Annotated in this window: 8 protein-coding genes; 5 read left to right on the forward strand and 3 right to left on the reverse strand. The window is 68.3% G+C overall.

Features of this window, described 5'->3' with window-relative positions:
* Nucleotides 1–5: 5 nt before the first annotated feature.
* Nucleotides 6–221, reverse strand: a complete 216-nt coding sequence (locus EYZ64_RS30125) for a hypothetical protein (RefSeq protein ID WP_167858033.1) — start codon at nucleotides 219–221, stop codon at nucleotides 6–8.
* Between the two features lie 3 nt (nucleotides 222–224).
* Nucleotides 225–1,295 carry an oxygenase MpaB family protein gene (locus EYZ64_RS30130; RefSeq protein ID WP_135459415.1) on the reverse strand — a complete coding sequence of 357 codons (1,071 nt, stop codon included), beginning with the start codon at nucleotides 1,293–1,295 and terminating at the stop codon, nucleotides 225–227.
* Between the two features lie 148 nt (nucleotides 1,296–1,443).
* On the opposite strand from EYZ64_RS30130, the gene dprE2 reads away from it, so the two are divergent.
* The 5 genes from dprE2 to EYZ64_RS30155 all read left to right on the forward strand — a co-directional run bounded on the left by dprE2 (nucleotide 1,444) and on the right by EYZ64_RS30155 (nucleotide 13,943).
* Complete coding sequence (gene dprE2 / locus EYZ64_RS30135) at nucleotides 1,444–2,208, forward strand: decaprenylphospho-beta-D-erythro-pentofuranosid-2-ulose 2-reductase (RefSeq protein ID WP_135459416.1); 765 nt, start codon at nucleotides 1,444–1,446, stop codon at nucleotides 2,206–2,208.
* Nucleotides 2,208–4,091: a galactan 5-O-arabinofuranosyltransferase gene (locus EYZ64_RS30140; RefSeq protein WP_135459417.1), complete on the forward strand. Its 1,884-nt coding sequence runs from the start codon at nucleotides 2,208–2,210 to the stop codon at nucleotides 4,089–4,091. Before dprE2 ends, EYZ64_RS30140 begins: the two co-directional genes overlap by 1 nt.
* Complete coding sequence (locus EYZ64_RS30145) at nucleotides 4,081–7,347, forward strand: arabinosyltransferase domain-containing protein (RefSeq protein WP_167858034.1); 3,267 nt, start codon at nucleotides 4,081–4,083, stop codon at nucleotides 7,345–7,347. The genes EYZ64_RS30140 and EYZ64_RS30145 overlap by 11 nt, the downstream gene beginning before the upstream one ends.
* A 120-nt stretch (nucleotides 7,348–7,467) precedes the next feature.
* Nucleotides 7,468–10,734, forward strand: a complete 3,267-nt coding sequence (locus EYZ64_RS30150) for an arabinosyltransferase domain-containing protein (RefSeq protein ID WP_286175197.1) — start codon at nucleotides 7,468–7,470, stop codon at nucleotides 10,732–10,734.
* Nucleotides 10,731–13,943, forward strand: a complete 3,213-nt coding sequence (locus EYZ64_RS30155) for an arabinosyltransferase domain-containing protein (RefSeq protein ID WP_135459419.1) — start codon at nucleotides 10,731–10,733, stop codon at nucleotides 13,941–13,943. The genes EYZ64_RS30150 and EYZ64_RS30155 overlap by 4 nt, the downstream gene beginning before the upstream one ends.
* Nucleotides 13,944–14,023: 80 nt before the next feature.
* Here the strand turns inward: EYZ64_RS30155 and EYZ64_RS30160 are convergent, their stop codons facing one another.
* On the reverse strand, nucleotides 14,024–14,473 hold the full coding sequence (locus EYZ64_RS30160) for an SRPBCC family protein (RefSeq protein WP_135459420.1): 450 nt from the start codon (nucleotides 14,471–14,473) through the stop codon (nucleotides 14,024–14,026).
* Between the last annotated feature and the right edge of the window lie 11 nt (nucleotides 14,474–14,484).

Consider the following 14,484-nt stretch of genomic DNA (forward strand, 5'->3'; position numbering starts at 1 on the left):
TTCACTCATGTCAGCGTGACATTAGCGATGATCAGCACCGGCCACGCGACGATCTCGCCCAACAGCGAGAACAGCTTGTCCAGACCCGTGAGCCCGGCGATGTGATCGCTGTGGGTGAGGGCCCAGATCATGCCGATCACGAGGTACGGGGCCCCCACCACGATCGCGAGGTAGACCAGTTGCCGGATGCTCAATCGGTAGTCGAGAAGGTTCTTGATCACGGGTCAACCGATCCCACCGAGAATCGGCTGGGACTCCAGGATGCCCTCGTCACTCGGTGCGAGTCCCTCACCGAACACGCGGACCGCCTGCTTCTCCCGAAACTCGAAGTGCGCCTGGCTCGGTGCGGCGTAGCCGTAACGACGCTGGGCCTCGCGCGGTGTCGTGGTGACCGGGTCCTTTGGCGGAACGGACAGCAGGACCCGCGCGCCGATCGGCAGGGTCGCCGGGGAAAGCAGGCGCAGCAGGATCAGCTCGAGCCGTGCGCTCATGGCGATCACCGTGAATGCGGCACTCAGAGGCGGCACCACCAGCGCGTCGAGAACCCGGGATGTGTTGAGCCCAGCCATCTCTCGCATCCAGCGCGGCATCGTCGCCAGGGTGCCGCGGCGCAGGAACGCGGTGATCACCCTGGTGCCCGGACGCAGCAGCAGTGGCATCTTGGGCAACATCACCTCGGCGCCCAGCAGGTGATGCATGGCCTGGCGGGCGATGTCCGAGCCGATGAGTTGGGGCCGCATCTTTTCGAAATACTCGCGGATGCCCTCGCGCGTCAGGGGAACGTCGGACGGATCGCAGGTCTGAAGTTCGGCGGCGATCGCGCATTCCCGCCAGTACTGCAGCTCCTCTTCGGGTGACAGCCGGCCCGGGCCGTATTTCTCATAGGCCACCAGGATGGAATGCCATGCGGTCAGGTGGATCCACAGCTGCGAGTCCGGATTGTTGGCGTCGTAGGTCTTTCCGGTGACCGGGTCGGTGCCGATGGCCTTGGAATGGATCTTGACCAGGACGTCGGCGGCCTTCGTGGTGGAGCGACTGTCGTCGAACGCCACCATGGCGAAGTAGCGCAGCGTCCGGTCGTACCGGGTACGGGGCCGCGAGTAGATCTCGTGGGTCTTATCGACCGCCGCGACGAGCGCGGGGTCGAGTTCTTCGATGACGACGGCCCGCTGGAACCCGATCGACAGCGAGGTCGGGTAACTCCATACCTTCCATGTCACCGAATCGGGGCCGAAGAACCCGTAGTCCTCCCCCGGCTCCGTCTCGGGCAACGTCAGCCAGTCCCGGATCGTCATGATCTCCCCCGTTTCCTACACGATGTAGAAAAAAGCTACGTCGTGTAGGAAATGCGGTCAAGACCCTGCGCCCGGATTGCTCGAATTTTCGAAGGAAACCGCACGGTACCCTCGTCACGATGTCCCCCGAGGCTTGGAGCTGCGCTAGATGGTGTTCGACGCCGTAGGTAACCCCCAGACGATTCTGCTGCTCGGCGGCACTTCAGAGATCGGGCTGGCGATCTGTGAGCGCTATCTGCGCGACGCCTCTGCCCGCATCGTGCTGGCCGCCCTGCCCGGCGATCCGGGCCGCGACGACGCCGTGGCCCAGCTGCGCAAGGCCGGCGCTAGTTCGGTGGAAGTCATCGACTTCGATGCGATCGACACGGCCAGCCACCCCGACGTGATCGACAAGGCGTTCGCCTCCGGCGACGTGGATGTCGCGATCGTCGCGTTCGGCCTCCTCGGTGACGCCGAAGAGCTGTGGCAGAACCAGCGCAAGGCCGTGCAGATCGCCGAAATCAATTACACCGCAGCCGTTTCGGTCGGCGTCCTGGTCGGCGAGAAGATGCGGGCACAGGGCTACGGCCGGATCATCGCGATGAGCTCGGCCGCCGGCGAGCGGGTGCGCCGGTCCAACTTCGTCTACGGCTCCACCAAGGCCGGACTCGACGGGTTCTACCTCGGCCTCGGCGAGGCACTGCGCGAGTTCGGCGTGCGGGTGCTGGTGATCCGGCCCGGACAGGTGCGCACGCGGATGAGCGCCCACGTCAAGGAAGCCCCGCTGACCGTCGACAAGGAATACGTCGCCGAACTGGCCGTCACCGCGTCGGCCAAGGGCAAGGAGCTGGTCTGGGCGCCGGGGGCGTTCCGGTACGTGATGATGGTTCTGCGGCACATCCCGCGGCCCATCTTCCGCAAGCTTCCCATCTGATGCAGGCGCGTCCGGCCAGGGTCATCGGACACATGGTGGTCGCCCTGATGCTCGCCTCGGCGGTGGCCGGGGTGTCGATCGCCGCGATCGCCCAGGTCCAGTGGCCGGCCTACAACACGTCCAACCAGCTGCATGCGCTCACCACGGTGGGCCAGGTCGGCGCCCTGGCCGGAATCTTCGCCGCGGGCCTGATCTGGCGCCGGGGCCGGCGCACCCTGGCCCGGCTGGCCGCGCTGATCTTCCTGTCCGCGTTCTCGGTGGTCACCCTGGCGATGCCGCTGGGCGCCACCAAGCTCTATCTGTTCGGGGTCTCGGTCGACCAGCAGTTCCGCACCGAGTACCTGACCCGGCTGGCCGACGCCCCCGGCCTGCACGACATGACCTACTTCGGGCTTCCGCCGTATTACCCGGCCGGCTGGTTCTGGATGGGCGGGCGCATCGCCGCGGCCACCGACACCCCGGCCTGGGAGATGTTCAAGCCCTGGTCGATCGTCTCGATCACCATCGCGGTTGCACTCGCATTCGTGTTGTGGGCGACCATGATTCGCTTCGAGTCCGCGCTGATCGTGACCACCGCGAGCACCGCGGCCATGCTGGCCTACGCCTCCACCGAACCGTACGCCGCGATCATCACCGTGCTGTTGCCGCCGGTGTTCGTGCTGGCCTGGTCGGGCCTGCGCGGCCAGACCCGTAACGGAGGCTGGGCCGCCGTCGTCGGCGTCGGGATCTTCCTCGGGATGACCGCGCTGCTCTACACCCTGCTCTTCCTCTACTGCGCATTCACGCTCGCCATCATGGGACTGGTGCTGGCCGTGGCGCGCCGACGCTTCGACCCGCTGCTGCGAGGCATCGTCATCGCGGTGATCGCCGGCGCGATCGCCCTGCTCACCTGGGCCCCGTACCTGCTGGCCGCGCTGCGCGGAACACCCGCCGAAAAGGGCACCGCCCAGCACTACCTGCCCGACGCCGGCGCCCAGCTGACCTTCCCGATGCTGAGCTTCACGCTGCTCGGCGCGCTCTGCATGCTCGGCACGCTGTGGTTGGTGGTCCGGGCGCGCAGCTCGACGCGGGCCGGCGCACTGGCCGTCGCGGTGCTCGCCGTCTACGCCTGGTCGCTGCTGTCGATGCTGACCACACTCGCCGGCACCACGCTGCTGTCCTTCCGGTTGCAGCCCACACTGACCGTGCTGCTCACCACCGCCGGGGCATTCGGGTTCGTTGAATCGGCACAGGGCTTGGCCCGTCTCGCAGCCAGGCGTTACCAGCCGGAGACCGCACGTCGCGTCGTCGCGGCGGCGGCCACCGTCGGCGCGATCGGCGGCATCACGTTCAGTCAGGACATCCCCGACGTACTGCGCCCCGACATCAACGTGGCCTACACAGACACCGACGGCAGCGGCCAGCGGGCCGACCGCCGGGCACCCGGGGCCGAGCGCTACTACCGCGAGATCGACGCCAAGATCACCGAGATCACCGGGGTGCCCCGCAACCAGACCGTCGTGCTGACCGCCGACTACAGCTTCCTGTCCTTCTACCCCTACTACGGGTTCCAGGGGCTGACGTCGCACTACGCCAACCCGCTGGCCGAGTTCGACAAACGCGCCAAGGCCATCGAGGGCTGGGCCACGTTGAGCAAGCCCGACCAGTTCGTGAAGGCTCTTGACGAAATGCCCTGGAAGGCGCCGACCGTGTTCCTGATGCGCCACGGCGCGAACGACACCTACACGCTGCGCCTGGCCTCCGACGTCTACCCCAACCAGCCGAACGTGCGCCGCTACCACGTGGCGCTCGACGCGGCACTGTTCAAAGATCCACGTTTCGAGGTGACTGACATCGGCCCATTCGTCCTGGCGATCAGAAAGCCCATTCCCGATGGCCACTGATACGCCGATAGCATCAGAGCCCGTGACGGGACCGCAAGGAACCGCCGGCAGCAACCACCGGACGGCGCGGCTCATCGCGATCGTCGCCGGTCTGCTCGGCGTACTGATGGCGGTGGCGACACCGCTGCTACCAGTCAAGCAGACCACGGCCCAGCTGAACTGGCCGCAGAACGGCACCTGGCAGAGCATCAACGCCCCGCTGATCGGGTACGTCGCCACCGATCTGACCATCACCGTGCCGTGCCAGGCCGCCGCGGGACTGGCCGGGCCGGAGAACCGGGGCCGCACCGTCCTGCTCTCCACGGTTCCCAAGCAGGCACCCAAGGCCATCGACCGCGGTCTGCTGATCGAGCGGGTGAACAACGACCTGCTGGTCATCGTGCGCAACACTCCGGTGGTCAGTGCCCCGTTGGACGCGGTACTCAGCCCGGCCTGCCAGTCCCTGACATTCACCGCACACGCCGACAAGGTGACCGGCGAATTCGTCGGGCTCACCCAGGGTGATGCCAGCGCCACCGCCGACCACCCCGCCGCGCCCCTGCGCGGTGAGCGGGGCGGCTACGACTTCCGGCCGCAGATCGTCGGCGTATTCACCGACCTGTCCGGCCCGGCACCCGAGGGCCTGAAGTTCTCGGCCACCATCGACTCCCGCTACAGCAGCGCCCCGACGCTGCTCAAGATGCTGGCGATGATCATCGGCGTCGCGATGACCGCGATCGCGCTGGCCGCGCTGCACCGCCTCGACACCGCCGACGGCGTCCGGCACCGGCGGTTCCTGCCGCCCCGCTGGTGGTCGATGACACCGTTGGACGGACTGGTCACCGCCGTGCTGGTGTGGTGGCACTTCGTCGGGGCCAACACCTCCGACGACGGCTACATCCTGACCATGGCGCGGGTGTCCGAACACGCCGGCTACATGGCCAACTACTACCGCTGGTTCGGCACCCCCGAGGCCCCGTTCGGCTGGTACTACGACCTACTCGCACTGTGGGCCCACGTCTCCACCAACAGCGTCTGGATGCGATTGCCCACCCTGGTGATGGCGCTCGCCTGCTGGTGGGTGATCAGCCGTGAGGTACTCCCTCGACTCGGTCGCGCCGTCAAGACCAACCGCGCGGCCGCCTGGACGGCCGCAGGCATGTTCCTGGCGTTCTGGCTGCCGCTCAACAACGGCCTGCGCCCCGAACCGATCATCGCCCTCGGCATCCTGCTGACCTGGTGCTCGGTGGAACGTGGCGTGGCCACCAACCGGATGCTGCCGGTGGCCGTCGCGATCGTCATCGGCGCGCTGACCCTGTTCTCCGGGCCCACCGGCATCGCCGCAATCGGCGCCCTGCTGGTCGCCGTCGGACCACTGAAAACCATTGTGGCCCGGCATACCTCACGCTTCGGGCACCTCCCGCTGCTGGCCCCGATCCTGGCCGCCTGCACCGTGACGATCATCCTGATCTTCCGTGACCAGACCCTGGCCGGTGAGCTGCAGGCCAGCACCTTCAAATCCGCCGTCGGCCCCAGCCTGGCCTGGTTCGACGAGCACATCCGCTACTCGCGGCTGTTCACCAGCAGCCCGGACGGTTCGGTGGCGCGACGCTTCGCGGTGCTGACCCTGCTGGTGGCACTGGCTGTTTCGGTGGCGATGACGCTGCGCAAGGGCCGCATCCCAGGCACCGCCGCCGGTCCGAGCCGGCGCATCATCGGCATCACGATCATCTCGTTCCTGGCGATGATGTTCACCCCGACCAAGTGGACCCACCACTTCGGCGTGTTCGCCGGGCTGGCCGGATCTCTCGGCGCGCTGGCCGCGGTCGCGGTGACGGCCGTGGCGATGAAGTCCCGGCGTAACCGATCGATGTTCGCCGCACTCGTGCTGTTCGTGGCGGCGCTGTCGTTCGCGACCGTCAACGGCTGGTGGTACGTATCCAACTTCGGGGTGCCCTGGTCGAACTCGTTCCCCGAGTGGCACTTCGGGTTCACCACGATGCTGCTGGGCTTGTCGGTGCTGACCTTGTTGTTGGCGGCCTGGTTCCATTTCAGCGACCGTGACGAATCCCCGGACGGCCCGCAGCACCGCTGGCAGCGGATCGTGCAATCGCCACTGGCGATCGCCGCCTGGGTGGTGGTGATGTTCGAGGTGGTGTCGCTGACCCTGGCGATGACCGCCCAGTACCCGGCCTGGTCGGTGGGACGCTCCAACCTGGAGGCGCTCACCGGCAAGACCTGCGGCTTGGCCAGCGACGTGATGGTCGAGGAGAACGCGAACGCCGGCCTGCTGGCACCGGTCAGTGAGCCGCCCGGGCAGGCGCTCGGCGCGGTCACCGCGCAGGGATTCGGCCCCAACGGCATCCCGTCGGACGTCTCGGCCGACCCGGTGATGGAGCAGCCCGGCGCAGGCAACTTCGCCGACACCGACTCGGGCACCGTGACCGGCAGCGAGGTGGGTACCGAGGGTGGCACCACCGCGGCCGCCGGGATCAACGGCTCCCGGGCCCGGCTGCCCTACGGGCTCGACCCGGCCACCACCCCGGTGCTCGGCAGCTGGCGAGCCGGCACCCAGCAGCCAGCGGTCATGCGCTCGGCCTGGTACCGGCTGCCCGATCGCGATCAGGCCGGACCGCTGCTGGTCGTCTCGGCCGCGGGCCGCTTCGATCCGGGTGAGGTCGTGGTGCAGTGGGCCACCGACGCGCAGGCCGCCGAGAACAAGCCCGGCGGCGGCGTCGGATTCGCCGACGTGGGCGCCGCCCCGGCGTGGCGCAACCTGCGTGCCCCGATGGCCGCCATCCCGCGCGAGGCCACCCAGATCCGGTTGGTCGCCACCGACGACGACCTGGCCCCCCAGCACTGGATCGCGGTGACCCCGCCGCGGATCCCGGAGCTGCGCACCCTGCAGGACGTGGTCGGGTCGCAGGACCCGGTCCTGCTGGACTGGCTGGTAGGCCTGGCGTTCCCGTGCCAGCGGCCCTTCGGCCATCAGTACGGCGTGACCGAGGTGCCCAAGTGGCGGATCCTGCCGGACCGCTTCGGCGCCGAGGCCAACTCGCCGGTGATGGATTACCTGGGCGGCGGCCCGCTGGGCATCTCCGAACTGCTGCTGCGGCCGTCGAGCGTGCCGACCTATCTGCGGGACGACTGGTTCCGGGACTGGGGCTCGCTACAACGGCTCACGCCGTGGTACCCGGACGCCGGACCGGCCCGTCTTGACCTGGGCACCGCGATCCGCAGTGGACTGTGGAGCCCGGCGCCGCTGCGACACAGCTAGTTCGCATTACCCACCTTCAGTGGCCAGTTATGTCACATAGCGGCGGCAATCCCGCGACATAACTGGCCACTCGGCGGTTGGAACCGGGGCTCACATACGGGTCGCATAACATCGAGCCTCGTGCCTTCCGATGAGCCAACCGACCGTGTTGTGGGCATCGCACGCCTGATCGCCATCGTCGCGGGCATCGCGGGTGTGGTGCTGTGCGCGCTGGTGCCACTTCTGCCCGTCAAACAGACCACTGCGACCGTCCTGTGGCCGCAGGGCACCGATACCGCGGGAGACGTCACCTCGGTGACCGCCCCGTTGGTGTCCGGCGCCCCGCAGTCGCTCGACGTGTCCATCCCGTGTTCGGCGATCGCCACGCTGCCCGCCGAGGGCGGCCTGGTGTTCTCGACCATCCCCTCGGCCGGCATCGACGCCAGCCGCAACGGGCTGTTCGTGCGGGCCAACACCGAAACCGTGGTGGTCGCGTTCCGTGACTCGGTGGTGGCCGTCGCCCCCCGCGCCGCGATCAACGCCGGCGGCTGCAGCGCGATGCACCTGTGGGCGAACGTCGGCGGAGTGGGCGCCGACTTCGTCGGCATCCCCGGCGCCACCGGCACCGGGGCCGTGGAGAAGAAGCCTCAGGTCGCCGGCCTGTTCACCGATCTGAAGATGGCACCGCAGCCCGGGCTGAGCGCCCGCGTCGACATCGACACCCGGTTCATCACCTCCCCCACCCCGCTGAAACTGCTGGTGATGACGCTCGGCGTGCTGTGTGTGGTGGCCTCGATCGTGGCGCTGGCCGTTCTTGACCGCCGTGGAGGCCATCGGGTCGGCGGGGCCTGGCAGCGCTTCGTGAAGGTTCCGGTCTCGACCTGGATCGCCGACATCGGCGTCATCGGCGGCCTGCTGCTGTGGCACGTCATCGGCGCCATCTCATCGGACGACGGCTACAACCTGACCATCGCGCGGGTATCGGCCGACGCCGGGTACACCGCCAACTACTTCCGCTACTTCGGCGCCACCGAGGCACCGTTCGACTGGTACCAGTCCGTGCTCGCCCACTTCGCAGCGATCAGCACCGCCGGTGTCTGGATGCGGGTACCCGCCACCCTGGCCGCGATCGGCACCTGGCTGCTGCTCAGCCGCTGGGTCCTGCCCCGCCTCGGACGGCGCGTCGCACGCAACCAGGTCACCATGTGGACCGGCGGAGCGGTGTTCCTGGCCGCCTGGCTGCCGTTCAACAACGGCCTGCGGCCCGAACCGCTGATCGCCTTCGGCGTGCTCGCGGTGTGGGCGCTCGTGGAAAACTCCATCGCCACCCGCCGCGTCTGGCCCACCTGCCTGGCGATCATCGTCGCAGCGCTCAGCGTGACGCTGGCCCCGCAGGGAATCATCGCGGTGGCCCCGCTGCTGGTCGGCGCGCGCAGCGTCGTCAATACCATTCGCAGCCGCCGCATCGCCCTGCCCGCCCTGGCCGCGCTCGCCGGCTCGGCCGCACTGGTGTTCGTCATCGTGTTCCGCGACCAGACCCTGGCCAGCGTTGCCGAATCGGCCCGGATCAAATACACCGTCGGCCCGACCATCTCCTGGTACCAGGAATTCCTGCGCTACTACTTCCTGACCGTCGAAGACTCTGTCGACAGCTCCCTGACCCGCCGGTTCGCGGTGCTGGCCATGATGCTGTGCCTGTTCGGCATGATCGCCGTCCTGCTGCGCAAGGGCCGGGTGCCCGGGCTGGCCAGCGGGCCGGTCTGGCGACTGATCGGCACCACGGCGATCGGCCTGCTGCTGCTGCACTTCACCCCGACTAAGTGGGCCGTGCAGTTCGGTGCGTTCGCCGGGCTGGCCGCCGCGCTCGGCGCGGTGACGGCATTCGCCTTCGCCCTGGTGGGCCTGCACAGCCGACGCAACCTCGCCCTCTACGTGACGGCGCTGCTGTTCGTACTCGCCTGGGCCACATCCGGGAACAACGCCTGGTTCTACGTCGGCAACTACGGCGTGCCCTGGTTCGACCGCCAGCCCGTGATCGCCGGGCATCCGGTCACCACAATGTTCCTGGCCCTGGCCATCATCACCGCGGTGCTCGCCGGCTGGCTGCACTTCCGGATCGACTACGCCGGGCACACCGAGGTGGCCAACACCCGGCGCAACCGGGCGCTGGCATCGACGCCCCTGCTCGTGGTCGCGACCATCATGGTGGTGCTCGAAGTCGGGTCGATGGCGAAGGGCTTCGTCCAGCGCTACCCCGTCTACACCACCGCCAAGGCCAACGTTTCGGCGCTCACCTCGGGTCTGTCATCGGACAGTTGTGCCATGGCCGACGACGTTCTCGTCGAAGCCGACACCAATGCCGGCATGCTGCAACCGGTTCCGGGCCAGACCTACGGCGAGTACGGCCCGCTGGGCGGCGAGAACCCGGTCGGCTTCACCCCCAACGGGATCAGCGACACCCTCGAACCGCCGAAGCCCGTCGTCGCCAACCCCGGCACGGTGAACTCCGACGGATCGCCCAACAAGCCCAACGTCGGCATCGCCTACGCGGCGGGCACCGGCGGCGGTTACGGACCCGTCGGCGCCAACGGTTCCCGGGTATACCTGCCGTTCGGCCTGGACCCGGCCCGCACCCCGGTGATGGGCAGCTACAAGGAGAACACCGTCGCCGCCAAGGCCACCTCGGCGTGGTACCAACTGCCACCGCGCACCGCGGACCGGCCGCTGGTGACCGTCGCCGCGGCAGGCGCCATCTGGTACTACGACGAAGAGCACGAGTTCCACTACGGGCAGTCGCTGAAACTGCAGTGGGGTGTGCACCGTCCCGACGGCAGCTTCCAGGCCCTCGACGCCGTGCAACCGATCGACGTGTTCGCCCAATACGCCTGGCGCAACCTGCGTTTCCCGCTGGCCTGGGCGCCGCCGGAGGCCAATGTGGCGCGGATCGTGGCCGACGACCCGAACCTCTCCGAAGACCAATGGTTCGGCTTCACCCCGCCGCGGGTGCCGACCCTGCAGACCGCAAGTGAGTTCCTCGGCGCGCAGACCCCGGTGCTGATGGACATCGCGACCGCCGCCAATTTCCCCTGCCAGCGGCCGTTCTCCGAACATCTCGGTGTGGCCGAGCTGCCGGAGTACCGCATCCTTCCCAACGTCAAGCAAGTGGTGGTGTCGTCGAACATGTGGCAGTCCGCCCAGAAGGGTGGCCCCTTCCTCTTCATCCAGGCGCTGCTGCGCACGTCGACCATTCCGACGTATCTGCGTGACGACTGGTACCGGGACTGGGGCTCGATCGAGAAATACGACCCGGTGGTACCGGCCGGGCAGGCGCCCGTCGCCCACATCGATGAAGGAACCCAGCGAGTGTTCGGCTTCAGCCGGCCCGGACCGATCCGAGCCCTGCCATGAGCGTGACCCTGCGTGAACACAGCGCCGACAAGGGCGTTCAGGTGACCCGCTGGGTCGCGATGATCGCCGGCCTGATCGGCTTCCTGTGCGCGGTGGCCACACCGCTGCTGCCGGTGGTGCAGACCACCGCGACGCTGAACTGGCCCCAGGCGGGTCAGATGAACAGCGTCACCGCGCCGCTGATCACCCAGACGCCGGTCACCATGTCGGTGACGGTGCCCTGTGACGTGATCCGGTCCATGCCGCCCGAGGGCGGCATGGTGCTGGGCACCGCGCCCAAGGAGGGCAGGCAGGCCGCGCTCAACGCGCTGTTCGTCAACGTCAACAGCAAGCGCGTCGACATCACCGACCGCAACGTGGTGATCGCGAGCGTGACTCGGGACAAGGTGGCCGGAGCCGGCGGTGCGCCCGGATGTTCCAGCATCGAGATCACGTCGTCGGAAGCGGGCACCTTCGCCACGTTCGTCGGCCTCACCGGCACGGACGGTAAAGAGCTGCGCACCGGCTTCCCCGACCCGAACCTGCGGCCCCAGATCGTCGGCGTCTTCACCGAATTGAGCGGGCCTGCGCCGCAAGGACTTTCCCTGTCGGCCACGATCGACACCCGGTTCACCTCCAAGCCCACCGCACTCAAGCTGGTGGCGATGCTGCTGGGCATCGCCGCCACCGTAGTGGCACTGGTGGCGTTGTGGCGGCTCGACCGGCTCGACGGACGGCGGATGCACCACCTGATCCCGTCGCGCTGGCGCACCTTCAGCGCCGTCGACGTGGTGGTGGTCGGCGGATTCCTGACCTGGCACGTGATCGGGGCGAACTCGTCGGACGACGGCTACATCCTGCAGATGGCACGGGTGGCCGACCACGCCGGATACATGTCGAACTACTTCCGCTGGTTCGGCAGCCCCGAGGATCCGTTCGGCTGGTTCTACAACCTGCTGGCCCTGATGACCCATGTCAGCGACGCCAGCATCTGGATGCGACTGCCCGACCTGATCTGCGCGCTGGTCTGCTGGCTGCTGCTGTCGCGTGAAGTGCTGCCCCGCCTCGGGCCCGCGGTGATCGCGTCCAAGCCCGCACTGTGGGCCGCGGGCCTGGTTCTGATGGCCGCCTGGATGCCGTTCAACAACGGCCTGCGGCCCGAGGGCCAGATCGCCACCGGCGCACTGATCACCTACGTGCTGATCGAGCGGGCCATCATCTCCGGACGGCTCACGCCGGCCGCCATGGCGATCATCTCCGCGGCCTTCACCCTCGGCATCCAGCCGACCGGCCTGATCGCCGTCGCCGCGCTGCTCGCCGGTGGCCGCCCGCTGCTGCGCATCCTCGTGCGTCGTGGCCGCACGCTCGGCATTTGGCCGCTGGTGCTGCCGCTACTGGCCGCCGGCACGGTGATCCTGACCGTGGTCTTCGCCGACCAGACGCTGGCAACAGTGTTGGAGGCGACCAGGATTCGTACCGCAATCGGGCCGAGCCAGGAGTGGTACACCGAGAACCTCCGCTACTACTACCTGATCCTGCCGACCGTCGACGGCTCGCTGTCCCGCCGGTTCGGCTTCATCATCACCGCGCTGAGCCTGTTCGCCTCACTGTTCATCATGTTGCGGCGCAAGCGGGTTCCCGGTGTGGCCCGCGGGCCGGTATGGCGGCTGATGGGCATCATCTTCGCCACCATGTTCTGCCTGATGTTCACCCCCACCAAGTGGGTGCACCACTTCGGCCTGTTCGCCGCGGTGGGTGCGGCGATGGCGGCGGTGGTCACGGTGCTGGCGTCGCCGGTCGTGCTCCGCTCGGCGCGCAACCGGATGGCGTTCACATCGGCCGTGTTGTTCGTCCTGGCGCTGTGCTTCGCCACCACCAACGGCTGGTGGTACGTGTCCAGCTACGGCGTGCCGTTCAACAACGACAAGCCCGCAATCGGCGGAATCACCGTGAGCGCCATCTTCTTCGCGCTGTTCGCCATCACTGCGTTGTGGGCGTACTGGCTTCACCTGCGGCCCTCGGCCGAGGGCCGGGTGGCGCGGGCACTGACCGCCGCCCCGGTGCCGATCGCGGCCGGGTTCATGGTGGTGGTCTTCGTCGGTTCGATGCTCTACGGGGTCGTCCGCCAGGACGGCACCTACTCCAACGCATCGTCGAACCTCCGCGCGTTCGCCGGCGGCTGCGGCCTGGCCGACGACGTACTGGTCGAACCCGACCCCAACGACGGGTTCCTGACCCCCGCGCCGGGCGAGTACGGCCCGCTGGGGCCGCTGGGCGGCACCGCACCGACCGGGTTCACCCCGAACGGTGTGCCGGACCATATTGTGGCCGAAGCGATTCGGTTGACAGTGCCGATGCCGGGCATCGACGCCGACTGGAATGCCGACGCCAAGCTGACCACCCCGGGCATCAACGGGTCGACCGTTCCGCTGCCCTACGGGCTGGATCCGGCCCGGGTTCCGCTGGCCGGCAGCTACACCGAGGGCCCGGCACAGCAGGTGAGCAAGCTGGCCTCGGCCTGGTACCAACTGCCCGCACCCGACGCCGCCCACCCACTGGTCGTCGTCACCGCGGCCGGAACCATCACCGGCAACAGCATTTTCAACGGCCGCACCGAGGGCCAGACGGTTGAGCTCGAGTACGGACGGCCAGGCCCCGACGGGGCCGCGGTACCGGCCGGCCGGGTGGCGCCCTACGACCTCGGGCCGATCCCGTCATGGCGCAACCTGCGTTTCGACCGCAGCGAGATTCCGGCGGACGCCACGTTCGTCCGGGTCATCGCCGAGGACGAGTCGCTGAGCCTCGGCGACTGGATCGCGGTCACCCCGCCCCGGGTTCCCGAGGTCAAGACCGTGCAGGAGTACATCGGCTCACAACAGCCGGTACTGATGGACTGGGCTGTGGGCCTGGCCTTCCCGTGCCAGCAGCCGATGCTGCACGCCAACGGTGTCACCGAGGTGCCGAAGTTCCGGATCACCCCGGACTACAACGCCAAGATGAAGGACACCGACACCTGGGAGGACGGCATCAACGGCGGTCTCCTGGGCATCAGTGACCTGCTGCTGCGCCAGCACGTGATGGCCACCTACCTGAACAAGGACTGGGGCCGCGACTGGGGTTCGCTGCGCAAGTTCGACACCATCGTCGACGCGGTTCCGGCGGAGGTCGAGCTCGGGACAGCGACACATTCCGGGCTCTACAAGCCGGGCCGGATCCGCATCAAGCCGTAGCCCGGACCGGGGTAGGGCGTCGAGTGGCCAGTTGTGACACGCGGACAACGAAAAACCGTGTCATAACTGGCCACTCGGCGTTAGACGATGCCCTTTTCCGCGGCGGTGACGAGCTTGTGTGACAACGTCCCGAGCACCACGCGGAGGACAAGCCAGTAGGCCAACCCGACCACGCGCCAACGGGTCTCGTACCCACCGCGCCAGGTCACCTGCGTGCCGCCGGCGACCTCGGTGAACGTCACTTCGGCCTGATAGTCGCGGATCGGACCGTCGGTGAGCATGGTGTAGCCGTGCCGGTGGTCCGGTTCGTGGATCGTGGTCATCTCGCGGGTCGGCTTCTTCCGGGTGCCCACGGCCCGGATCGCCCCGACCCCACCGTCGCCGGCCGGGCCGCGGGATTCCCAGGCCGAGTAGGGAATCAGGGGCGAGGCCCAAGCGGACCAGCGAGATCCGTCGGACACGATGGCGAACAGGGTCCGCGGCGGTGCCGTGGTGTGCCGGCGGACAACACATTCATAGCGGCGGTTCATGGCTCGCGACT

The sequence above is a fragment of the Mycobacterium sp. DL99 genome, from assembly GCF_004762045.1.
GTDB lineage: Bacteria > Actinomycetota > Actinomycetes > Mycobacteriales > Mycobacteriaceae > Mycobacterium.